Here is a 22,660-nt window from a genome sequence, read left to right on the forward strand (position 1 = left end):
TCAGATAAATGAATCTTGAGGAAAAATCTCTGTTACTGTTTGAATCAGAAGTATGTCGCTTAATCTGAAAATTAAAGGGGTAACTATGTCAGTTTCTGCAAGAAATCAATTAACAGGTGTTGTTGCCAGCATTATCGAAGGCGCGGTGAATAACGAAGTCGTCCTGAAACTGGACGGTGGAGAACAGCTGACAACGGTGATTACCAAGGCAAGCAGTCATTCTCTGGGGTTGGCGCCGGGTAAAACGGCGATTGCCTTAATCAAGGCTCCCTGGGTTATTTTGGCATCGTCAGACTGTGGGTTGAATTTTTCAGCGCGTAATCAGTTTGTGGGTACGGTGAAAAAAGTCGTCAAAGGCGCAGTAAATTCTACCGTACATATTGAGACCCGCAGCGGGTTATCACTAACCTCTAGCGTCACTAATGAAAGTATTGATGAAATGGCGATTGTTGATGGGCGCGAAGTGATTGCATTGATTAAAGCATCCAGCGTGATTCTGGCGACCCAAAAATAACCTCGGCGGGTATTTTTATCACGATGGCGAATTCTGTTGTTCCCTGATTTTATTATCGGGGAACTTATTTAATCAATATATCTGGTAATTTTATTCGCCGGGATATTGGCATCATTTCGTTATTCTTTAGCATAGGTATCCTGATTTTTTTCAAGAATGGAAATGGCCGTCATCATTCCTTCTTTGTCATCGCTTTTTTTCATTTCACCTAATTGCACATACATGAAATCAAGTAGCGTTCGGGTATTTATCGGTCGGCCTTGTTCGCAAACCTGCACGACAGCAAGGCCGATAATGGACTCGACACGCGATCGTTGTGCCGGGTACCAGGTTAAATTATGGATATTCATTGATTTTCTCCGGCATTGTTTGGTGAAACATTATAACATCTTTTAGGCATGATAATGGAAAATGATGCCGGTGATTGACGAAGATGAAAATGTTACAAGAAAAAATAAAATGATAGTTATCATCATAATGAGAGCGAAAGTTCTCTTTTTTATATCGATAACATGGGGGGATTTTTCAGGAGGTTCTGTCCGTCTTATGCGGTCGCCAGAATTTCTTTAAAAGAAAGGCTTGCTATAAAAAACCATTCATGCGTTAATAACGTCATCGGCCTGTAATACAGACCTATTTATGAAAGACATTGTAATTAAGCGGTTCCTAGTTCAAGCGATGCACCCAATCTCTTATCCGACGAATTTCCTTCTTATAAGTGCCCATAAGTAATCACTGTAACAGTCCCCGTTCCGCCCTATAGTGGCTATCTAAATAAATATATAAAGGAAATTCTCTATGTCTAATAAAATGACTGGATTGGTAAAATGGTTTGACGCTGGTAAAGGTTTTGGTTTCATCACCCCGACTGACGGCAGCAAAGATGTATTCGTTCACTTCTCTGCCATTCAAGGCCAGGGTAACGATTACAAAAGTCTGGACGAAGGCCAGAAGGTAGAATTCAGTGTTGAAAGCGGCCAGAAAGGCCCATCAGCGGTGAATGTTTCCGTAATCTAATGGTCTTTTGCTGATGACCGTTGCACCGGCATCTTGCCTTTGCCAACGATCATCAAAAAAAACAACTGATTATGTATTAAGCCCCTCAGAGATTCTGAGGGGCTTAATTATTTGCATTTTTATCACTCCTTTCCTCCATGAATTCGAGTATGATGTAAGCCACCTTAGGCCTTCAGGTAGGTTGGTTCGAGTACTTCCCATGTCCCCTTCATAAAAAATATTAGCGTTTTCGTCCTGATGTTAACCCCATGATTGTGGCGGTTAGAGTAAATTTCATACACCGCAGAAACTATAACGATTAAAAAGTGTCTCAGTATAAATGTAGCGCGGCGAGAGCGATTCTTTATGCGATACCTACGTTGACCACTTAAAAATGAGTCTCATGAAGATTAAACAACGATTTGCCAGGTCATTACTTCATCCTCGCTATTGGCTTACCTGGTTTGGCCTTGGCGTCCTGTTCCTGCTGGTACAGCTTCCTTATCCGCTGCTGATGAGAATTGGCAGAAATGCGGGGCGTTTATCGCGTCTTGTTCTCAAACGCCGTGTCTCTATCGCCAGACGTAATCTTGAACTGTGTTTTCCCACCATTTCCGTTGAAGAACGCGAAGCGATGATCGTCAGTAATTTCGCCTCGCTGGGAATGGCGTTGGTTGAAACCGGTATGGCCTGGTTCTGGTCGGATCGCCGTGTACGTCATTGGTTTGATGTGTCCGGGCTGGAAAATTTGCAGCAAGCCTGCGCTAAAGAGCGTGGCGTCATGGTTATCGGCATTCACTTTATGTCGCTCGAATTGGGCGGCAGGGCGATGGGGCTGTGTCAGCCGATGATGGCGATGTATCGTCCGCACAACAATAAAGTGATGGAGATGGTGCAGACCTGGGGACGTTCCCGCTCTAATAAGGCGATGATTGATCGCAAAGATCTGCGCGGCATGGTGCATGCGTTGCGGCGCGGTGAAGCGGTATGGTTCGCTCCCGATCAGGATTATGGTCCCAGAGGTAGCGTGTTCGCTCCCTTTTTTGCCGTCAAGAAAGCCGCGACAACCAGCGGTACGTATACGATAGCTCGTTTGGCTAAGCCCGCGATGATCACCACGGTATTGATTCGTAACCCGGATGCGTCCGGTTATCGGCTGGTCATTCAACCTGAGCTACAGAATTACCCTTATCACGATGAGCAGGAAGCCGCGTGTTATATAAATAAGGTCATCGAACGCGAAATTATGCGGGCGCCGGAGCAATATCTTTGGCTGCATCGCCGTTTCAAAACACGTCCGACAGGGGAAGTTTCGCTCTACGCCTGAGAATGATTTCAGGCTGATCCGCACGTCTTATCCGTCTCAGATAAGACGTGCAGAAGAGCAGGGAAGCGCCGCGGTTTTTCTACAAAATACTTTTTCTATAACATACAAAGAAAAATGGCCGCCTGATGGCAGCCATTTAAATCGTCGTTATCGTATGAAGACGATTAACGGAAGATAGCGTGGGGGTTAACACCGCGATAGGTTTTGCCCAACGCTTTTAGTATTTGATTGATTTTACGGACAACACTCATCTTTTTACCCCCACCTCTTCTTTTCGAGAATTAGTTGTTGAAAGTACCAAAGTTGACGTTGATGTTTTCAAACATAGCGATGATTTTGTTCAGCAGTTTCATTTTGATATCCTCGTGAGTTGATGTTTTTTCTGTGACGCTGTTCACGTTTTTAAGAATACTCGCGCTGATACGTGAGGTCAACTTTTTTGTGAAGCTAATCACAAAAAACTGAACATTAAGTTTGTTAGAAGTAAACCGGTGTTTTGATTGCTGCCTGTTGCCTATTATTACGCTTTCTTCTACCTGGTGGTGTTTTCCCGCCGTGGCCCGTTTGAGCTCTACGGATGGGAAGGTTGGGCAGGATGTAAAGCAACATCGGAAGACAAGACGGCGGCAACATAAAAGGTATAGGTAAATAGTCTCGATTAGCAGTTGAAATAAATATGGATGAAGCAGGATAATCGTTGGCTTCAGATAACCCGGCAAAATTCTGTGGTTTTGCATTCAGCGAAGTAATCGTTTGCGTGCATGCCCATAAGGTTCATGGTGTGTCAGTTATCGCTGATGCACACCCGGTGCAAGGCTGGGTGAACCGCCTACGATTTACCATTAAATAATGACATTTCAGGGGATACCACCATGTCAAATACGACACGTCAGGCTAATAGTGCGGCCCGCCCGCATAATGCGCTTGATGCATTTTTTAAAATCACGCAGCGCGGAAGTAACGTGCGTCAGGAAGTGTTGGCTGGATTAACCACATTTCTGGCCATGGTTTACTCGGTGATCGTTGTTCCGGGTATGCTGAGTAAAGCGGGCTTTCCGCCGAGCGCGGTGTTTGTCGCCACCTGTCTGGTTGCCGGTTTGGGTTCGTTGCTGATGGGATTATGGGCCAATCTGCCAATGGCCATTGGTTGCGCTATTTCCCTGACGGCGTTTACTGCTTTCAGTCTGGTTCTGGGGCAGCAGATTAGCGTACCGGTTGCATTGGGGGCGATTTTCCTGATGGGCGTGCTGTTCACCATCATCTCCGCTACCGGGATCCGTACCTGGATCCTGCGCAATCTTCCGCTTGGGGTCGCGCACGGCACGGGTATTGGTATCGGTCTGTTTCTGCTGATTATTGCCGCCAACGGAATTGGTCTGGTGATTAAGAACCCAATCGATGGTCTGCCTGTTGCGCTGGGGGATTTTACGTCGTTCCCTGTCATCATGGCGCTGCTGGGTCTGGCGGCGACTATCGGTCTGGAAAAACGTCGTGTTCCCGGCGGGATCTTGCTGGTTATTGTTGTCATTTCTATTCTGGGTCTGATTTTCGATCCGAATGTGAAATATCAGGGCTTTTTTGCGCTGCCAAGCCTGACTGGCGCAGATGGTACTTCTCTGATCTTCAGTCTGGATATTATGGGGGCGTTGCAGCCGGTGGTATTACCGAGCGTACTGGCATTGGTCATGACGGCCGTCTTTGATGCGACCGGTACGATACGCGCGGTGGCGGGTCAGGCAAACCTGTTGGACAAAGACGGACAAATCATCAATGGCGGTAAAGCGTTGACGGCTGACTCCGTCAGCAGCATTTTCTCCAGTCTGGTGGGAACGTCGCCTGCGGCGGTTTACATTGAATCGGCTGCGGGTACGGCGGCCGGTGGTAAAACCGGGTTGACCGCCACCGTGGTCGGCGTGCTGTTCCTGCTGATCCTGTTCCTGTCTCCGCTGTCTTATCTGGTTCCGGGTTATGCGACGGCGCCTGCACTGATGTATGTTGGTCTGCTGATGCTGGGCAACGTGTCCAAACTGAACTTTGATGATTTCGTTGATGCCATGTCCGGTCTGGTGTGCGCGGTGTTTATCGTACTGACCTGTAACATTGTGACCGGTATTATGCTGGGCTTCGGGTCGCTGGTGCTGGGGCGTATCTTCTCTGGTGAATGGCGCAAACTGAACATCGGTACGGTGCTTATTGCGATCGCACTGGTGATCTTCTACGCCGGTGGTTGGGCGCTGTAATCTGGCGGACCTTCGGGGCGCTGTCCCGAAGGTCTTTTTCTCTTCGATTTCCTTCCTCTTTTCCTGTTGATTTAATGCGTCCGGGCGCTTGTCTGACGCCATGCTTTCTCTATCTGCACGTCTTGTTTACGGCGGACAGGATAGCCCGATCGCCACCTTTCGGGGCGTCACTTCATTTGAATCTGGTTGATGTTGAGCATGCGATAATCAGGGAAAACCATAACCTTGCTTCTTCACTAAGAAATTCATTTTCATGCCCTGATAAATGCGTTAAATATGGAAGGGTATTTCATGGTCTGACGGGTCGATAGCCAATTTTTTAATATGCAGGAGATGGTCTAAGGAAAGCATGGAAATCTTTTTTACTATTCTTATTTTAATCCTGGTGGTTTCATTATCAGGTGTGGTTACACGAATTTTACCTTTTCAAATACCTCTACCGCTCATGCAGATTGCCGTTGGCGCCATACTGGCCTGGCCTCAGTTCGGTTTGCATGTTGATTTCAATCCCGAATTGTTCATGGTGTTGTTTATTCCGCCGCTATTGTTTGCCGATGGCTGGAAAACACCGACCCGTGAATTTCTGAAGCATGGCCGCGAGATTATTGGTCTGGCGCTGGTGCTGGTTCTGATTACCGTGGTGGGTATCGGCTATTTCATCTACTGGATGGTGCCGGGAATGCCGCTGATTGCCGCCTTTGCGTTGGCTGCCGTACTGTCGCCGACGGATGCGGTCGCACTTTCCGGCATTGTGGGTGAAGACCGTATTCCGAAGAAGTTGATGGGCATTCTTCAGGGCGAGGCGTTGATGAATGACGCGTCCGGTCTGGTATCATTGAAGTTTGCGGTGGCGATTGCGATGGGGACGATGGTTTTCAGCGTGTCCGGCGCGACGCTGGCGTTCCTTCAGGTTGCGGTCGGCGGCCTGCTGGCGGGTGTCGCCGTTACCTGGCTATATAGTAAATCCCTGCGCATTATCAGCCGTTGGAGCGGAGATGATGCCGCGACGCAGATTGTGCTGCTGCTGCTGTTGCCGTTCGCTTCTTACCTGATTGCAGAACACATTGGCGTATCGGGTATTTTGGCCGCCGTCGCCTCCGGGATGACTATCGGTCAATCCGGCGTCATCCGTAATGCGCCGCTGAACATGCGATTACGTGCAAACGGTGTCTGGTCGATGCTGGAATTTGTGTTTAACGGCACGGTATTTATTATGCTGGGGCTCCAATTGCCCGGGATTCTGGAAACCTCGATAACGCAGGCGCAACTGGATCCCACGGTGGAAACCTGGATGTTGTTTACCGACATCGCGATCATTTATGCCGCGTTGCTGCTGTTGCGTTTCTGCTGGCTGTGGATGATGAAAAGATACAGCATGCATATCCAGAAAAAGCGTCCAATGGTGTTCGGGCAATTTACCACGCGTGAGCTATGGATTGTCTCGTTTGCGGGTGTCCGGGGTGCGATAACGCTGGCGGGCGTGCTCTCTATACCGTTGTTATTGACCGACGGCACCGCTTTTCCGTCACGTTATCAGCTGGTGTTTATTGCGACGGGCGTCATCCTGTTTTCTCTGTTATGCGGCGTACTGGCGTTACCCTTTTTGCTACGCGGCGTGGTGGTGGCCGATAAAGTCGCTTACGCCAAAGAGGAGCGCATGGCGCGTATTGCTGCGGCTGAAGTGGCGATCAAAAGCCTGTATAAAATGGAGGAGCGGCTGGCGGCAGACAGCGAGGAAAACATTGATGAGCAGGTGTTGAAAGAGGTCAGCGCGCGCGTCATCGGGAACCTGCGGCGGCGGATTGCGGATAAAGACAATCTGGAAAATAGCTTGCTGATTGAAAATCTTGAACGGCGTTTTCGTCTGACCGCGTTGAACTCCGAACGTGCGGAGTTATATCACCTGCGTGCAACCCAGCAAATCAGCAATGAAACATTGCAAAAAATGCTGCGCGATCTGGATCTGCTGGAAGCGGTACTGATCGAACACGAGTAGAACCGCGGTATCCTTACGCCAGCATTTCATTGATCTTTTTCTTTTCCTGTTACTCCCCATCGTTCAGGCGGTGGGGATCTTTTCTAAATCCTTACACGCAAAGCCCCTTCTCCCGATTGTAAATAGCTTGTCACCAAATGATAATGATTGTTATTATCCATGCGAAAATCCTTAGATGACACTTTTCTTACTCTCATGTAGCGCCGGATCATGTCGCGATGGGAGCAGCCTGTTATGGCAGACTGAAAATAATAAATTGAGTCTTAACCATAAATTAAACATGTGAATATACCCGTCATACTTTAAGTTGCATGTGTGTTGGCTTTATTACCGGCCCATCCATGGGCCTCGCCCCGGTGGGGCCGCTGCAAGCAGCGTTCAAATCTGTTCCCGGCAGATTTGTCAGTCACCCGGATCACGCCTTCCTGCAACTCGAATTATTTAGGGTAGCCACGCTTGGTAGGGGAACGTTATGCGCGTACTGGTGGTTGATGATGATTCTGTACTGTGCCATTGGCTGGGCTCTAAACTACATTCGCACGGTCATTCATGCCGTATGGTTCATGATGGCGAACACGCATTAAAAGCCATAAAAGATGAAGTTTATGATGTGGTTCTGCTGGATAGAATGCTGCCGGTGATGGATGGGTTTACCGTATTGCGTGAATTACAGGGATCGCGCCATCCGCCGATTATGCTGCTTTCCGCATTAGACCGGGATGTCGATCGGGTGATGGGATTGGAACTCGGTGCGGAAGACTACCTTGGCAAACCCTTTAATTTTAATGAACTCAGACTGCGTCTGGATATTATGGCGCGGCGTGGTAAACGCCATGTGGATAACGCCTCTCTCCTGACATTTGAGGACCTACAGCTTGATCGTCTACAGCGCGTGGCCTGGCGCGGCGGTCAGCGTATCGACTTGACGGATAAGGAAATCAAGCTGCTGATTATTTTGATGGAAAATCCCGGTCAGGCGATAACCCGAACCATGCTGCTGGAGCGGGTATGGGGCTACAATTTCGATCCCCAGACCAATCTGATCGACGTACACATGTCGAAATTGCGCTCGAAAATTGACAAAGGATTCCCGCGACCATTAATTAAAACGTTAAGGGCAATGGGCTATGCGTTAGGATCTGTCGACAAGGATAGAGCGAATGTTGGCAGCCACGCTGAATAAAATAAAAACAAAAAAGCTGAGCCGTCGCTGGCAGATGAAAATAAAGCACTGGCAGTTAATCGGGGCCAGCCAGTATCCGGGCTTTTTATGTACCTCAAACTTTCGGCAGGCGATCACCATTGTTTTTTTATTTTTGCTGATGATGCTGATGTGTATCATCGGCTTCAGCTCATTAAGTGAAACGTTAATCAGAACGCATGTCCGTGAAGTTATTCTGGGTAATATTTATGATTACTCCATGCAGTCTCGTTTAAGCAATGCAAATAGTCTGATTACCCAACTTCGGCAGGACAATCGGGCTAAAAGCGATGAACTGCCGATATTTCTGGTTACCGATAAAAACGGCGCTATTTTGTATCACAACCATCCGCTGGAGGAGTTGCAAAACACGTCTTGCCAGATGGATGTGACCTGCCTGAAAGCGCTGCTGTCGAGTAAAAATGATACCAATCTGATCGGTCTGTCCGTCATGCTGGACGATGGCGCCGTGTTGTTTACCGCCTACAATATCAAGCCGATGCTCGAACGAGTGCGGACGATCCCGCTGGTGGCGGGGGCCGGACTGTTTATCGTGTTGCTGTTTTGCCTGTTTGTCAGTCGCCACTTCAGCTTGATAAGCCTGCGCAGCGTCGAGAAAATCCGTTCCGCGCTGCACCGCTACAGCGCGGGCGAGCAGCAGGTGCGCATGCCGTTGTCACCTTATGGCGATGACTTTGACAGCCTGAGTGAGGATATCAACCAGAATCTGGAACGTATTGAACGCCTGATGGAACAGGTTCGCAGTACGTCCAGCCATATCGCTCATGAACTGCGAACCCCGTTGACGCATTTGCAAAACCGTCTGTTCAACCTGACGGAACGCGCCGGGCTGGATGGCGACATTCGTGAAGAGCTGAATCTCGCCGTTGAGGAGGTTCATAAAATTCTCGGTCTGTTCCGCACGGTGATGCGCATTGGTGAAATTGAAAGCGGGCGCTGTATCCATCAGTTTGCAAATATTGAAGCGCGACAATTACTGGAAGAGATCGCCGAATATTATCAGCCGCTGGCGGAAGAACGGGGCTGTCAGATCAGGGTGGAAATCAAGGCGGGGATCCAGCTGTTCGGCGATCGGGCCCTGTTGTTCCAGGCGTTGGCGAATCTGGTGGAAAACGCCCTGAAGTACGCAGCTCAGGGAAAATACGTCACCCTGAGCGTCACGCTCTACCGCGGCTGGATTGCGCTAAGCGTGGCGGACCACGGGCCGGGTATTCCGATGGCCCAGTATGAAAAAGCGCTACAGCGTTTTCAGCGCTTGGAAACCTGGCAGCAGTCTGGCTATGGGCTCGGTTTGTCACTGGTACAGGCGATTGCCGATCTGCATGGTGGCAAGCTGTGTCTGACATCCTCTCACCCTGGGCTTCATGTTTATTTGTGCCTGACCCCCGTAGTTAAGACAAATTGTTAAAACAAATTGTTAAGACCAACTGTTAAGACAAATGGTTAAAACGAATGTGAATGCCCCGGCAAAAAACTGAATATTTATCCGTATCGTGTCAGGGGCACAGAATGTATTACTATTTGATTTATATTGATAATTTTTATATGAAAAGATTAACGAATATTAATGCTCCGCATCTTGTAGTACCTGAGAATAAGTCTCATTATTGCCATGATTAGCGTCATGGCGTCCGGTATTTGTCATGGTTCCTTTGTCTGCGGACTCTCCTATGAATAATATGAAAACCAAACTGTGTGCTTTCCTGCGAGATGAAAGCGGTGTGGCGGCGATCGGCGCCAGCGGATCCACGTCAGAGATGGCGAAATAAATCCAGTGGTGGCGTATTACGCATACTGGCTGCAAACGGCGTTACTGGCAGGATGCCTGCTGTGGTGTGTCAGTACCGATCTGTTGGTACGAAAGATCCCCAATCAGGCGGTACTGATCCTTGCATTAAGCTGGCTGGCTTTCAGCGCGCTGGATGTGTTGCAGTCCGGTATGATTGATGCGGTGAAACTGTATCAGGTGCTGTGGGCGTTGCCGGGCGCCGCTGTCGTTCTGGCGGGGGGTTTTTTGCTTTTCCTCACCGGCAGGCTTGGTGCAGGCGATGTGAAACTGATGAGCGTTTTATGTCTGTGGGTAGGGCATGGGCATCAGATCGTTTTTGTCATGATAACCTCACTGGCGGGGGGCGTATTAGCGTTGGGCCTGCCGTTGCTCAATACCGTACCGGCCGTAGTGGCAATGGGTATTCAAACCACCAATCGGATGTTTAAAAGCCGGTTACCCATGCCGCCTGCGTTGCCGGGCGATCTTTCACAAGGCATCCCCTACGGTATCGCTATTGCGTTCGGCGCGATGTACGTCCTGATTTTTCCCTGGTTTTAATTTGGTAATCCCGAATGATGAAGAGGTTTCAGCGCAACGATCTGGATTGGCGCAGTACGCGCGGTGTGATCGCCACAGAACTGGCGTTTCTGGCGCCGGTGGTTCTGGTCGGCGTGATGATGCTGTTCGAACTGGCGCGCATCGGGCTGGTGATTGCCGTGGGCAGTGCGGCGCTGGATAAGGCGATACAGCCATTTCGTCTCGACGATCTCAACGCCAGCAGCGCCTCAGAGATGGAGACGCATCTGAAAGCGCGGATGATCGATGCGGCATACGGCTATCTGCAAGAAGATGATTTAACCGTCAGTGTGTTGCATTTTGACGGCCTGAGCCAGCTTGGCGGGCTGGAGATCGTCAGCGATGAGGATGGCAGCGGCGCCTCGAATACGCTGCCCGTCTGGTCGGTCACGGTGCAGATAAAAAAAGCGTTTCTGACTCCGTTGCCGGAAGTGCTGACGTTGGGCGACACCTTTCGCTATCAGTACAAACACGTATTCGGCACGGAGCGGCGTAGTGAAGAGTAGCCGCCTATTGCGGCGCCGTTGTTTTGAAGCCGCCAGCCAGTCGTCCGCCTGAAACGGGGCTGACGGAGAAGGACTGCTGGATATTTCCTCCCCGGTGAAGGGTTGGGGTAGGGTCAGTTCAGGCATTAAATACAGCTGGCGCCCTGTTCCGCCCCGGTGATATTTTCCCGTAGCGCCCTGAACAGTTCACGTCCCATACCCACATGTGAAGCGGATAGATCCGGCTGTACCGCTGTGCGGCGCGCCAGTTCGGCCTCTTCCACCAACAGGCTGAGTTCGCCACGCACACCGTCAATCTGAATCATATCGCCATCCTGAACTTTGGCCAGCAGACCGCCGCTATAGGCTTCCGGCGTAACGTGGATCGCCGCGGGGACTTTACCGGAAGCGCCTGACAGCCGCCCATCGGTGACTAACGCTACGTTAAAACCACGATCCATCAAGACGCCCAGCGGCGGCATCAGCTTATGCAGCTCCGGCATCCCGATTGCTTTCGGTCCCTGAAAACGCACGACGATCACGCAATCGCGATCCAGTTTTCCCGCGTTGAACGCGGCATCGATATCATACTGGCTTTCAAACACGACGGCGGGCGCTTTGATAATCTGACGGTCTTCCGGTACGGCGGAGGTTTTCATTACCGCCCGGCCCAGATTTCCAGATAAGACTTTGGTTCCGCCGTGCCTGACGAAAGGTGTGGCCAGCGTGGCAATCACCTCCGTATCCAGCGAGGCGTGCGGGCCTTCGCGATACACCAGTTTACCGTCCTCAAGGAAAGGTTCCTGAGTATAGCGGTGCAGGCCGAAGCCGGCGACGGTATGGACGTCCTCATGGAGCAGACCGCCTTGCAGCAGTTCACGGATCAACAGCGAAACGCCACCGGCGGCCTGAAAATAGTTGATATCGCCGGGACCGTTGGGATAAATACGGCATAGCAGCGGCACCACTTCAGATAAGTCAGAGAAATCATCCCAGGTGATGGTGATGCCGGCGGCCTTTGCCATTGCCACCAGATGCATGGTGTGATTGGTTGAACCACCGGTCGCCAGCAGTGCGACGATACCGTTGACGATCACCTTCTCATCAACCAGACGCCCGGCCGGCAGATAGTCGCCGCCGGTTTCGGTCATCCGGGTGACCTGACGGGCGGCGGCCTCGGTCAATGCGTGTCGTAGCGGAATATCGGGATAGACGAAAGACGAGCCGGGCAGGTGCAACCCCATGACTTCCATCACCATCTGGTTGGAGTTGGCGGTACCGTAGAATGTGCAGGTGCCGGGCGAGTGGTAGGCGCTGGCTTCTGATTCCAGTAATGCTTCGCGACCGACTTTGCCTTCGGCATACAGTTGGCGGATACGTACTTTTTCTTTATTGGAGATACCGGTGCGCATTGGGCCCGCGGGCACGAAGACGGCGGGCAGGTGGCCGAACGCCATCGCAGCGATAAACAGACCGGGAACAATCTTGTCGCAAACCCCGAGAAACAGGGCGCCATCAAACATATTGTGAGACAGACCTACCGCGGCCGACATGGCGATCAAATCGCGGCTGAGCAAAGAAAGCTCCATACCGTCCTGCCCCTGAGTCACGCCGTCGCACATGGCCGGCACGCCCCCGGCCACCTGACCAACGGCGCCAACGGAATGCAGCGCCTCTTTAATCAGGGCCGGGTAATGTTCATAAGGCTGATGCGCGGACAGCATATCGTTATAGGACGTAATGATGCCGATATTGCTTTTTACCATGTTCTTCAGGCCGGATTTATCATCGGGCGAACAGGCGGCGAATCCGTGGGCCAGATTGCCGCAGGCAAGCTGAGAACGGTGTACGGTTTTGCTTTTTGCCGCCTCGATATTGGTCAGATATCGGGCTCTGCCGGCCTGAGAACGAGAGATGATATTCTGGGTAACGCGCGCAACGGTAGGATTCATACTTTGCCCCATTTTCTTCAAGATTGATTACTTAAATTGTTAAACGCTGATAGCGCCAAAAATAAATAGCCATATCGCCGGGTAAAATCCGGTATTCTTATTTTTTTGAGATAAACAGCGTTATCGTTCTAATGACGAACGGTAGATAAACCTTCAGCGGGTGAATAGAGAAATACGCCAGCTTATTTAAAGCCTAAGCCGGGTTTTATCTTATTATTGGCTCATTGACATAATATGGCCCTCAGCTGATTAACTCTGCGTATCGGGGTACGCTTTTACGTAACGATCTTACTATATACCGGAATGATACCGGTAACAACGCATTTTTATTGCTGGATTTACTCGATTCAGCAAGTGCTTAAGTGGTTTTGTGATGGATATCACATTGTGATAATAACGTTCGCTTTGGTGTTTTTTTGTTAATATCAAGGCTGAGCAACGTGATATGAAATATGAGTGATGTGAAATAGAGATCATGTAAATAAAGCGGCGATAAGAGAGTAAATTCTTGTTATTACGTGATATTGGAAAATACGTTCATTCGATCGCGAAAGTAAACGAAAAATCTGTTTATAAAAAGGCAAAACGGTTGCTCGCAGAAAATGGTCGATGAATGTTAACGCAATGAAAAAAAGTGGCACGATTGCCGAAGAATATACTATTTAGCACGGCGATTTTCCGGATTGCTATGTTGGTTCGCAAGTACGACAGACAGGGCGCGTTTTCTTTGTTAAACTATGTTACCGGTTAATGACAGCTTAATTTATTGAAAATGAAGAAGAAAAGACCTGGGTTGCAAGATGTGGCCAATCAAGTTGGCGTCACGAAAATGACGATCAGTCGTTATCTGCGCGATCCGCTCATGGTTTCTGCGGCCTTGCGTAGCAAGATCTCGGTTGCGCTGGATGAACTTGGCTATATTCCCAACCGGGCTCCTGAAATTTTATCCAATGCAACCAGCCGGGCGATTGGCGTATTGCTTCCTTCATTGACCAATCAGGTGTTTGCTGAAGTGTTGCGTGGTATTGAAAGCGTTACCGACTCTTACGGCTATCAGACCATGCTGGCCCACTATGGCTATCATGTTGAGCGTGAAGAGATGCGTCTGATGTCGCTGCTTTCCTACAATATCGACGGATTGATTCTTTCTGAACGTTCCCATACCGAACGGACGCGGAAAATGATTGAGGTGGCCGGCATTCCGGTGATTGAAATCATGGACAGCGAATCTCCGTGTATCGATCTGGCGGTCGGGTTCAATAACTTTGATGCGGCTTATCAGATGACTAAAACCATACTTGAGTATGGTCATACTCATCCCGTTTATCTTGGCGCCCGGCAGGATGAGCGCACCATCATTAAAATGCAGGGATATGAGCAGGCCATGCGGGATTGCGGCTTAACGCCCCATAGCGTCAGTACGGATCGTTCGTCTTCCTACAGTCTGGGCGGTGAATTGATGAAGGAAGCGCGTCAGCGCTATCCGAATACCGACAGCCTGTTCTGCACCAACGACGATATTGCCATTGGCGCCGCTTTCGAGTGCCAACGTCAGGGGTTGCGTATTCCTGAAGATATGGCCATAGCCGGTTTTCATGGACATGATATCGGCCAGTCGATGATGCCTAAACTGAGCAGCGTGTTGACCCCCCGGGAGAAAATGGGGCAAGTCGCTGCGGAGCGGCTCCTTGCCCGGTTGCGGGGAGAAACGATTACCCCCCAACGGCTTGATTTGGGATTCACCATCCTGCACGGCGGCAGTATTTAAACGCGTTACCGGCGGGATGCCACGCCGGCGTTGCGTAAGGCTTTAATGCCCCGATCGACAACCTGATCGAAGCTGCCGTCGATATCAATAGCGATGACGTCGGTTTCGTCCGCCGCCGGTTCTTCCAGTGCTTCAAACTGGCTCTTCAGCAGGTCTGTTGGCATAAAATGGCCGGCGCGTGCTTTCAGACGCTCCAGAATCACCTCAAAACTTCCTTTCATATACAGGAAAATCATGTCCGGGTTGTCTTCGCGCAGACGATCGCGATAGCGGCGCTTCAGTGCGGAGCAGACGATCAGGCCGATTTCGTTTTTGTGCCGCAGACTATAGGCCGCATCATTCAGACGCTCGAGCCACGGTGCGCGATCGTTGTCATCTAATGGATGGCCGCTGGCCATTTTCTGAATATTGGCGCGTGGATGCAGGTCATCCCCATCGATAAATTTAGCGCCCAATGCGTTGGCAATGGCCGCTCCCACGCTGGATTTACCGCAACCAGACACACCCATGATAATTATGCTTTGTCCCGCCATAAGTTTGATCTCTATCCCAAAATGAATATTTAAGTCTTTTCTGTAGTTCCTTATTTTATCACGTTACCGGTATCATGATACCGGTAACAAACGAGGGTGTGATAAATATCACAAAGAGAAACGGAAACAATCATATTGGTTATTGCAGATAAAACATAAAAAATTTCAGGAAGAAATCTTTAACAATACGTAGCGTTGGCCCATCGGGCGGCTGGCAGGAATAGCGAGCCCGCTATAGAAAAATACGGCGCTATATTTATGAAAAATAGCCGTTTTTATATCTGCCTACAATAGTCGAATCAGATTTGTACGATACATATATCGGAGAATTATTATGCCATTAATCATTGTAGCGATTGGCGTGGCCCTACTACTGCTACTGATGATCCGTTGCAAGTTGAACGGTTTCATTTCATTGATCCTGGTTTCGCTGGCTGTTGGTCTTGCCCTCGGCTATACCACACAGGGTTCCTTCAACGTCAATGGCGTCATTGCCTCTATTAAGAACGGCGTCGGCGGCACGCTGGGAAGTCTGGCCCTGATCATGGGGTTCGGCGCCATGTTGGGCAAATTACTGGCCGATTGCGGGGGCGCCCAGCGAATCGCCACCACGCTGATTGATAAATTTGGTAAGGGACACATCCAGTGGGCTGTGGTGCTGACCGGATTTGTTGTCGGTTTTGCCCTGTTCTATGAAGTCGGTTTCGTACTGTTATTGCCGTTGGTCTTTACGATTGCGGCAGCGGCGCGTATTCCGCTGTTATTTATCGGTGTGCCAATGGCTGCCGCTTTATCGGTAACCCATGCGCTATTGCCGCCTCATCCCGGCCCGACCGCCATCAGTATTATTTTTAAAGCTGATATGGGAAAAACCTTGTTGTACGGGACGTTGATCGCTATTCCGACAGTGATCCTGGCCGGCCCGGTTTATGCTCGCTTCCTGCGGGGAATCGATAAGCCGATTCCAGAAGGATTGCACAACCCGAAAGTCTTTACCGACAGTGAAATGCCTGGTTTTGGCATCAGCGTAACGACCACGCTGATTCCGGTTATTCTAATGGCCGGCCGCGCCGTCGCTGAAATGACGTTACCCAAAGGTCATGCGTTGCTGTCTTACGCAGAATTTCTGGGCGATCCGGTCATGGCAACCCTGATTGCCGTATTAGTCGCCATCTTTACCTTCGGTCTTAACCGCGGCCGCACGATGGAACAGGTGATGGATACCATCAGCGATTCGATCAAGATCATCGCCATGATGCTGATGATTATCGGCGGCGGCGGCGCCTTCAAACAGATTCTGGTTGATGGCGGCGTGGCAAAATATATCGAAACATTGATGGCGAACAGCACGCTGTCGCCGCTGTTAATGGGATGGGCGATTGCCGCCGCGTTGCGTCTGGCATTGGGGTCTGCAACCGTAGCAGCCATGACGGCCGGCGGGATTGTTGCGCCGATGCTGGCTATCACCGGCGTGAGCCCGGAACTGATGGTGTTGGCCGTTGGCTCCGGCAGCGTGATCTTCTCCCACGTAAACGATCCTGGCTTCTGGTTGTTCAAAGAGTATTTTAATCTGACCATCGTTGAAACCATGAAGTCGTGGTCGGCGCTGGAAACCATTATTGCGGTTTGCGGGCTGGTAGGCTGTTTACTGTTGAATATGGTTATCTAACGCTGAAAGACGCTACGGGGCGATGCCCCGTAGCGTGAGGTAAGATCGGGATACCGGGGCGGTAATCAGTGAGAACTGCTGCGTGACGCCCCCACGCCGGTCTGTGAGCGCACAAACTGTGAGTGGAAACGGGCGCGTTCCTGCGCACCCGCTTCGGAGTTGTCCGTAATCGAGAATAGCCAGATGCCGATAAAAGCAACCAGCATGGAGAATAGCGCCGGGTATTCATACGGATAAATCGGCGCCGCATGACCGAGAATTGTCACCCATACCGTCGGCCCCAGAATCATCAGTATCACCGCCGTCAGGAGTCCCGCCCAGCCGCCGATCATCGCCCCCCGCGTGGTGAGCTTCGACCAGTACATGGAGATGATGATGATTGGGAAGTTACAGCTCGCCGCGATAGAAAAGGCCAGGCCCACCATGAAGGCGATATTCTGATTCTCGAACAGAATTCCCAGTGCGATCGCCACGACTCCCAGCACCAGTACGGTGATTTTCGATACCTTCAGTTCGTCCCGCTCGGTGGCTTTCCCTTTCTTGAGCACATTGGAATAGAGGTCATGGGACACCGCCGATGCGCCCGCCAGCGTCAACCCGGCAACGACCGCCAGAATGGTCGCAAAGGCAACGGCAGAGATGAAACCCAGGAAGAAGTTACCGCCCACCGCGTCAGCCAGATGCACGGCCGCCATGTTGTTACCACCGATCAAGGCGCCGGTCGCGTCTTTGAACGACGGATTGGCGCTGACCAGCAGGATGGCGCCAAAGCCGATAATAAAGGTCAGAAAATAGAAATAACCCATAAATCCGGTGGCGAAAAACACGCTTTTCCGGGCCTCTTTCGCATCGCTGACGGTGAAGAAACGCATCAGGATATGCGGTAAACCCGCCGTACCGAACATTAATCCCAGCCCCAGCGACAGAGCGGAGATCGGATCGGAAACCAGACCGCCGGGGCTCATGATGGCCGCGCCTTTCGGGTGAACCGCCATCGCCTGTTTGAACAAGGCGTCGAAGCTGAAGTTGACGGATTTCATCACCATAACAGCCATAAAGGTTGCACCGAACAGCAGCAGAACCGCTTTGATAATCTGTACCCAGGTGGTGGCCAGCATACCGCCAAACATCACGTACATGACCATCAGGATCCCGACCAGAATGACCGCGACATGATAGTTGAGACCGAACAGCAATTCGATGAGTTTGCCCGCCCCAACCATCTGGGCGATGAGGTAAAGCGCGACCACCACCAGTGAGCCACAGGCCGACAGGCTGCGAATCGGACGCTGTTGCAGACGATACGATGCCACGTCGGCAAAGGTGTAACGACCCAGGTTGCGCAGACGTTCGGCGATCAGGAACAGGATGATCGGCCAGCCCACCAGGAAACCGAGCGAGTAGATCAGTCCATCGTAGCCAGAGGTGTACACCAGCGCCGAAATTCCCAGAAAGGAGGCGGCTGACATATAGTCGCCCGCGATAGCTAATCCGTTCTGAAATCCGGTAATGTTGCCGCCCGCCGTATAGTAATCACTGCGTGAGCGCGTCCGTTTGGAGGCCCAATAGGTGATATAGAGCGTGGCGCCGACAAACAGCAGAAACATCACTATCGCCTGAATGTTCAACGGTTGACGCTGAACGTCGCCCGTCAGGGCATCGGCAGCCAATGCCGCTGGAGATAAAGCGAGCAGTCCGGGCAGCATCATGAAACGTGTTTTCATTGCTTTACCTCACTCAATAACTGTCTGGTCAGGCGATCAAATTCACCATTGGCGCGATAGACATAGATGCCCGTTAACACAAAGGACGCCACAATCAGACCCACGCCAATCGGGATTCCGCGCGTTATGCTCGATCCCGGACCGATCGGGGTGCCCAGCCAATCAGGAGCAAACGCGATCAGCAGAATAAAACCGACATAGAGCACCAGCATGATCAGGGAAAGGATCGTGGCAAAGCGCTGTCGTTTGTTCACCAGTTCTCTAAACAGAGGATTACTTTCAATCCGTTGATAAATGGCATCATTCATCGTAAGTCTCCAGTAAACTATTGATTGATCGCAGCCACACTCAGGTGGTTTGGCTTAAGGCCGGCCGCACACCATCGAACCACTATCAGGCTCGGTGGTGTGTGAAGCGCGCATTGAGTCAAATGATCATTGGGCGGAAGTGCTCATGGCCTGCTTTTCTTCCAGCAGTTTTTCGACGACGCCAGGATCGGCCAGCGTGGAGGTATCTCCCAGATTACTGGTGTCGCCCGCCGCGATTTTGCGTAGAATCCGGCGCATAATTTTGCCGGATCGTGTTTTTGGCAAAGAGTCTGTCCAGTGGAGAATGTCTGGTGTCGCGATCGGACCGATCTCTTTGCGAACCCAGTTACGGACTTCGGTATATAGCTCACTGGAAGGCTCTTCGCCGTGGTTCAGCGTGATATAGGCATAGATAGCCTGACCTTTCATATTGTGAGGAATACCGACCACCGCGGCTTCGGCGATTTTCGGGTGAGCGACCAGCGCAGACTCGATTTCCGCCGTACCGAGGCGATGGCCGGAAACGTTGAGCACATCATCAACCCGGCCGGTGATCCAGTAGTAGCCGTCTTCGTCACGGCGGGCGCCATCGCCGCTGAAGTACATCCCCTTGAAGGTGGAGAAATAGGTTTGCTCGAACCGGTCGTGATCGCCGAATAGCGTTCTTGCCTGACCGGGCCAGGAATCGATGATCACCAGATTGCCTTCGCAGACACCCTCCTGCGGGTTGCCGAGATTATCCACCAGCGCGGGTTGAACGCCGAAAAAAGGACGCGTTGCGGAACCGGCTTTGGCTTCAATGGCACCGGGCAGGGGCGTGATCATGAAGCCCCCTGTTTCTGTCTGCCACCAGGTATCAACGATCGGACATTTTCCATTGCCGATCTTGTTGAAGTACCACTCCCAGGCTTCCGGGTTAATCGGTTCGCCGACGGAACCCATGATCTTCAGGGATTCGCGTGAGGTGCCTTCAATCGCCTTGTCGCCTTCGGCCATCAGCGCGCGGATAGCCGTTGGCGCGGTATAGAGAATATTGACCTGATGCTTGTCGACGACCTGCGCCATGCGGCGTGCGTCCGGCCAGTTGGGAACGCCTTCAAACATCAGCGTAATGGCGCCACAGGCCAGTGGGCCGTAAAGCAGATAGCTGTGACCCGTCACCCAGCCGACGTCCGCCGTACACCAGTAGATATCGCCAGGATGGTAATCAAAGACGTATTTGAACGTCAGCGCCGCATAAACCAGATAGCCTCCGGTGGTATGCAGTACCCCTTTGGGCTTACCGGTCGAGCCGGAGGTGTAAAGGATAAACAGCGGATCCTCGGCATTCATCTCTTCCGGCGGGCAATGATCGTCGGCTTGTTCGATCAGATCGTGCCACCAGAGATCGCGCCCGGTCTGCCACTCTCCCTGCTTGCCGGTGCGACGGAAAACGATGACGTTGGTAATGGTTTTGACGCCGGGGTTTTTCAGCGCTTCATCAATATTTTTCTTGAGCGGGATAACGCGCCCGGCACGGATGCCTTCATCCGCAGTGATCACCAGCCTGGCGCTGGAGTCAATGATTCGCCCGGCGATCGCTTCGGGTGAGAAACCGCCAAAAATAACCGAGTGGATAGCGCCAATACGCGCACAGGCCAGCATCGCCACGGCGGCTTCCGGCACCATCGGCATGTAGATGGCGACCACGTCGCCTTTTTTGACCCCCAGAGACTTCAGGACATTGGCGAAGCGGCAAACGGAGCGGTGTAATTCCCGGTAAGTGATCTTTTTGCTTTCTTTTGCGTCATCGCCTTCCCAAACGATCGCCGTTTGATCGCCATGTTCGGCGAGATGGCGATCCAGACAGTTGGCCGCTACATTTAATGTACCATCCTCGAACCAACGGATACGGATGTGCCCGGGATCGAATGACGTGTTTTTGACTTGCCGATAAGGTTTGATCCAATCGACGATTTTCCCTTGTTCACCCCAGAAGGACGCAGGATCGTCAACGGAATGTTGATACATTTTTTTATATTTGTCGGCGTTTATCAGTGCATTTTCCGCAATTGCGGTAGGGATAGAGTGTTTATTATGTTGAGTCATGTACGCTTCTCCTTAAACATGTTAATGATATGTCAATAGATGGTTAAGTGTGGTTAACCGATCATATTTGTTTCTTTTTTGCGCGATGGATCACGCAACGGAGGAAAAGCAGCGAGGGATTACTTAAAAGATAGCCAAACTGTTCATGAAATAGCCAATTTGTCATGTGAGGGGCCGAATGAGATAAGTGATACGCGTCACAATATGAAAATGGAAGACGTAAAGTGTTTATCAATAAGGGCTCTAACGATCAATTTATTGTTTTCAATAGGTTGTGTCTATTGTTATTAAGTTTTTGATCGCCCTATACGATCAAAAGGTATAAAGATCCCTCTTATTCAGCCGATAGTGGCAATACTGTTCGATGTATATTTCTATCAGTTTCGACTATTTGCCTGAATGGATGAATTAAAATGTTGCGTTTTTGTTTTTACGTTGTGTATCGGTAGGCCTGAAAAATAGACTTATCTGATTATCAACGGGTAAATAGTTATAGATAATCCACAAATTATAAAGGCGGACGAGCAGCAAAATCGGTGCTCACCAAGCCGCTGAAACAAATGACTGCGTCAGTCGAACAGAAGAAAAAGCTAACTGTTATTTTTTTGTTTTTATTCAGTAAGATCCGGTTTTGAAAACTAAACAATTTAGATAACTACACTGCGCCGGAGCCCTGCGAGCTCCGGTGAGTTTGATGCTTATCGATCGATTGCTTGCTGTGGGCGATAGTTGCACCAGCAGTGCTGAGCGATACCTTCTACATAGCATGAAGCAGAGGAAATAATGAGTCTGATATTTGGCAGGAATGAGATCATCAGCATGCTAAGCCAACCTGTTGAGAACGATCGGCGTGCTGTGGCCGTCATTGATGAAAAGTGCAAAGTGGTATGCGCCAATTCAGCATTTAATGCCCACTTTGGACTCCGTTCTGAAATGAATACGCAGGTTTCCATTGATGATGTGCTGCCAATTAATGTTAAATTTGCCTATCAGGACTTTATGACGAATTCTGATGTATTAAGCACTCGCGTCGTATCCGACCTGCTGTCCGACGGTTTTGCCAAGAACCAGTTGAGTACGCTGTCTTTTTCTAAATTGAACGTTGAAAACCGTGTATTGTCATTGCTGATCCTGAACCAGGAATCGCCGGAGCCTACGACAAACCTGGCCTCCTGAACACCATTGATGATGCGGTCAACCGGTTGAGGATATAACGCTACTTTTAGTGAAAAATATCGTCAAAAGTAAAATTGTTACTATGATAAAACAGAGTAATGCGATCAATAGTAATCGGTTGCGTTGATATCATACGGTCGCTTCCGGCTATATTGATTTGGTCACCGGCCAGATGATTTATAATTATCTTCATGTCGCCATACCTTCAGATTGTGTTGTTTGATTGTCCGCTTTTCCCATTATTCGCCTGATTGTATATATTGCGGCGATCCCCGGTCTCACGGTATTGCCTGTCAATAAAATCATTGGCGGGTC

The 22,660-nt window shown here is 50.5% G+C and carries 18 protein-coding genes; 12 read left to right on the forward strand and 6 right to left on the reverse strand.

All coding sequences use genetic code 11. The features are described from left to right. Positions 1–85: 85 nt before the first annotated feature. Entirely contained in the window at positions 86–514 is a 429-nt protein-coding gene (locus DDT52_RS15085; RefSeq protein ID WP_109054604.1) for a TOBE domain-containing protein, read from the forward strand. Positions 515–633: 119 nt separating this feature from the next. Here the strand turns inward: DDT52_RS15085 and DDT52_RS15090 are convergent, their stop codons facing one another. Continuing rightward, positions 634–864: a hypothetical protein gene (locus DDT52_RS15090; RefSeq protein WP_136157081.1), complete on the reverse strand. Its 231-nt coding sequence runs from the start codon at positions 862–864 to the stop codon at positions 634–636. Positions 865–1,312: 448 nt separating this feature from the next. Here DDT52_RS15090 and cspA point away from each other — a divergent pair, with 448 nt between their 5' ends. The 8 genes from cspA to DDT52_RS15135 all read left to right on the forward strand — a co-directional run bounded on the left by cspA (position 1,313) and on the right by DDT52_RS15135 (position 11,148). Next, positions 1,313–1,531 (forward strand): RNA chaperone/antiterminator CspA, encoded by a 219-nt coding sequence (cspA, locus tag DDT52_RS15095; RefSeq protein ID WP_009114380.1) that lies wholly within the window; start codon positions 1,313–1,315, stop codon positions 1,529–1,531. A 382-nt stretch (positions 1,532–1,913) separates the two neighbouring features. Next, positions 1,914–2,837 (forward strand): kdo(2)-lipid IV(A) palmitoleoyltransferase, encoded by a 924-nt coding sequence (lpxP, locus tag DDT52_RS15100; protein ID WP_136157082.1) that lies wholly within the window; start codon positions 1,914–1,916, stop codon positions 2,835–2,837. Between the two features lie 872 nt (positions 2,838–3,709). Further along, the gene (locus DDT52_RS15110) at positions 3,710–5,077 is read left to right on the forward strand and encodes an NCS2 family permease (protein WP_136157083.1); all 1,368 of its coding nucleotides are present in this window, start codon (positions 3,710–3,712) and stop codon (positions 5,075–5,077) included. Between the two features lie 349 nt (positions 5,078–5,426). Beyond that, a complete protein-coding gene (locus tag DDT52_RS15115; protein WP_136157084.1) occupies positions 5,427–7,073 on the forward strand; it encodes a Na+/H+ antiporter in 1,647 nt (548 codons plus the stop codon). A gap of 472 nt (positions 7,074–7,545) precedes the next feature. Beyond that, positions 7,546–8,256: a response regulator transcription factor gene (locus DDT52_RS15120; RefSeq protein WP_136157085.1), complete on the forward strand. Its 711-nt coding sequence runs from the start codon at positions 7,546–7,548 to the stop codon at positions 8,254–8,256. After that, the gene (locus DDT52_RS15125) at positions 8,234–9,703 is read left to right on the forward strand and encodes a sensor histidine kinase (RefSeq protein ID WP_136157086.1); all 1,470 of its coding nucleotides are present in this window, start codon (positions 8,234–8,236) and stop codon (positions 9,701–9,703) included. Before DDT52_RS15120 ends, DDT52_RS15125 begins: the two co-directional genes overlap by 23 nt. 369 nt (positions 9,704–10,072) lie before the next feature. Next, the gene (locus DDT52_RS15130) at positions 10,073–10,624 is read left to right on the forward strand and encodes an A24 family peptidase (RefSeq protein WP_136157087.1); all 552 of its coding nucleotides are present in this window, start codon (positions 10,073–10,075) and stop codon (positions 10,622–10,624) included. 14 nt (positions 10,625–10,638) lie between these two features. Beyond that, on the forward strand, positions 10,639–11,148 hold the full coding sequence (locus tag DDT52_RS15135; protein WP_136157088.1) for a TadE/TadG family type IV pilus assembly protein: 510 nt from the start codon (positions 10,639–10,641) through the stop codon (positions 11,146–11,148). Between the two features lie 125 nt (positions 11,149–11,273). Here DDT52_RS15135 and edd read toward each other — a convergent pair whose 3' ends face one another. Beyond that, a complete protein-coding gene (gene edd, locus DDT52_RS15140) occupies positions 11,274–13,079 on the reverse strand; it encodes a phosphogluconate dehydratase (protein ID WP_136157089.1) in 1,806 nt (601 codons plus the stop codon). Positions 13,080–13,851: 772 nt separating this feature from the next. Here edd and gntR point away from each other — a divergent pair. Further along, complete coding sequence (gntR, locus tag DDT52_RS15145; RefSeq protein ID WP_136157090.1) at positions 13,852–14,847, forward strand: gluconate operon transcriptional repressor GntR; 996 nt, start codon at positions 13,852–13,854, stop codon at positions 14,845–14,847. Positions 14,848–14,852: 5 nt separating this feature from the next. Here the strand turns inward: gntR and DDT52_RS15150 are convergent, their stop codons facing one another. After that, positions 14,853–15,380, reverse strand: a complete 528-nt coding sequence (locus DDT52_RS15150; protein WP_109054595.1) for a gluconokinase — start codon at positions 15,378–15,380, stop codon at positions 14,853–14,855. A gap of 334 nt (positions 15,381–15,714) precedes the next feature. Between DDT52_RS15150 and gntT the strand changes: the two genes are divergently transcribed. Beyond that, positions 15,715–17,049, forward strand: a complete 1,335-nt coding sequence (gene gntT, locus DDT52_RS15155) for a gluconate transporter (RefSeq protein ID WP_109054594.1) — start codon at positions 15,715–15,717, stop codon at positions 17,047–17,049. Positions 17,050–17,114: 65 nt separating this feature from the next. Here the strand turns inward: gntT and actP are convergent, their stop codons facing one another. From actP to acs, 3 genes are all read right to left on the reverse strand, one after another. Next, on the reverse strand, positions 17,115–18,773 hold the full coding sequence (actP, locus tag DDT52_RS15160) for a cation/acetate symporter ActP (RefSeq protein ID WP_136157091.1): 1,659 nt from the start codon (positions 18,771–18,773) through the stop codon (positions 17,115–17,117). Next, positions 18,770–19,081 carry a DUF485 domain-containing protein gene (locus DDT52_RS15165; RefSeq protein ID WP_109054592.1) on the reverse strand — a complete coding sequence of 104 codons (312 nt, stop codon included), beginning with the start codon at positions 19,079–19,081 and terminating at the stop codon, positions 18,770–18,772. Before DDT52_RS15165 ends, actP begins: the two co-directional genes overlap by 4 nt. A gap of 126 nt (positions 19,082–19,207) precedes the next feature. Further along, positions 19,208–21,169 (reverse strand): acetate--CoA ligase, encoded by a 1,962-nt coding sequence (acs, locus tag DDT52_RS15170; protein WP_136157092.1) that lies wholly within the window; start codon positions 21,167–21,169, stop codon positions 19,208–19,210. 783 nt (positions 21,170–21,952) lie between these two features. Between acs and DDT52_RS15175 the strand changes: the two genes are divergently transcribed. Next, complete coding sequence (locus tag DDT52_RS15175) at positions 21,953–22,345, forward strand: transcriptional regulator (protein WP_109054590.1); 393 nt, start codon at positions 21,953–21,955, stop codon at positions 22,343–22,345. Positions 22,346–22,660 lie beyond the last annotated feature (315 nt).

Source organism: Brenneria roseae subsp. roseae (assembly GCF_003115845.1).
GTDB lineage: Bacteria > Pseudomonadota > Gammaproteobacteria > Enterobacterales > Enterobacteriaceae > Brenneria > Brenneria roseae.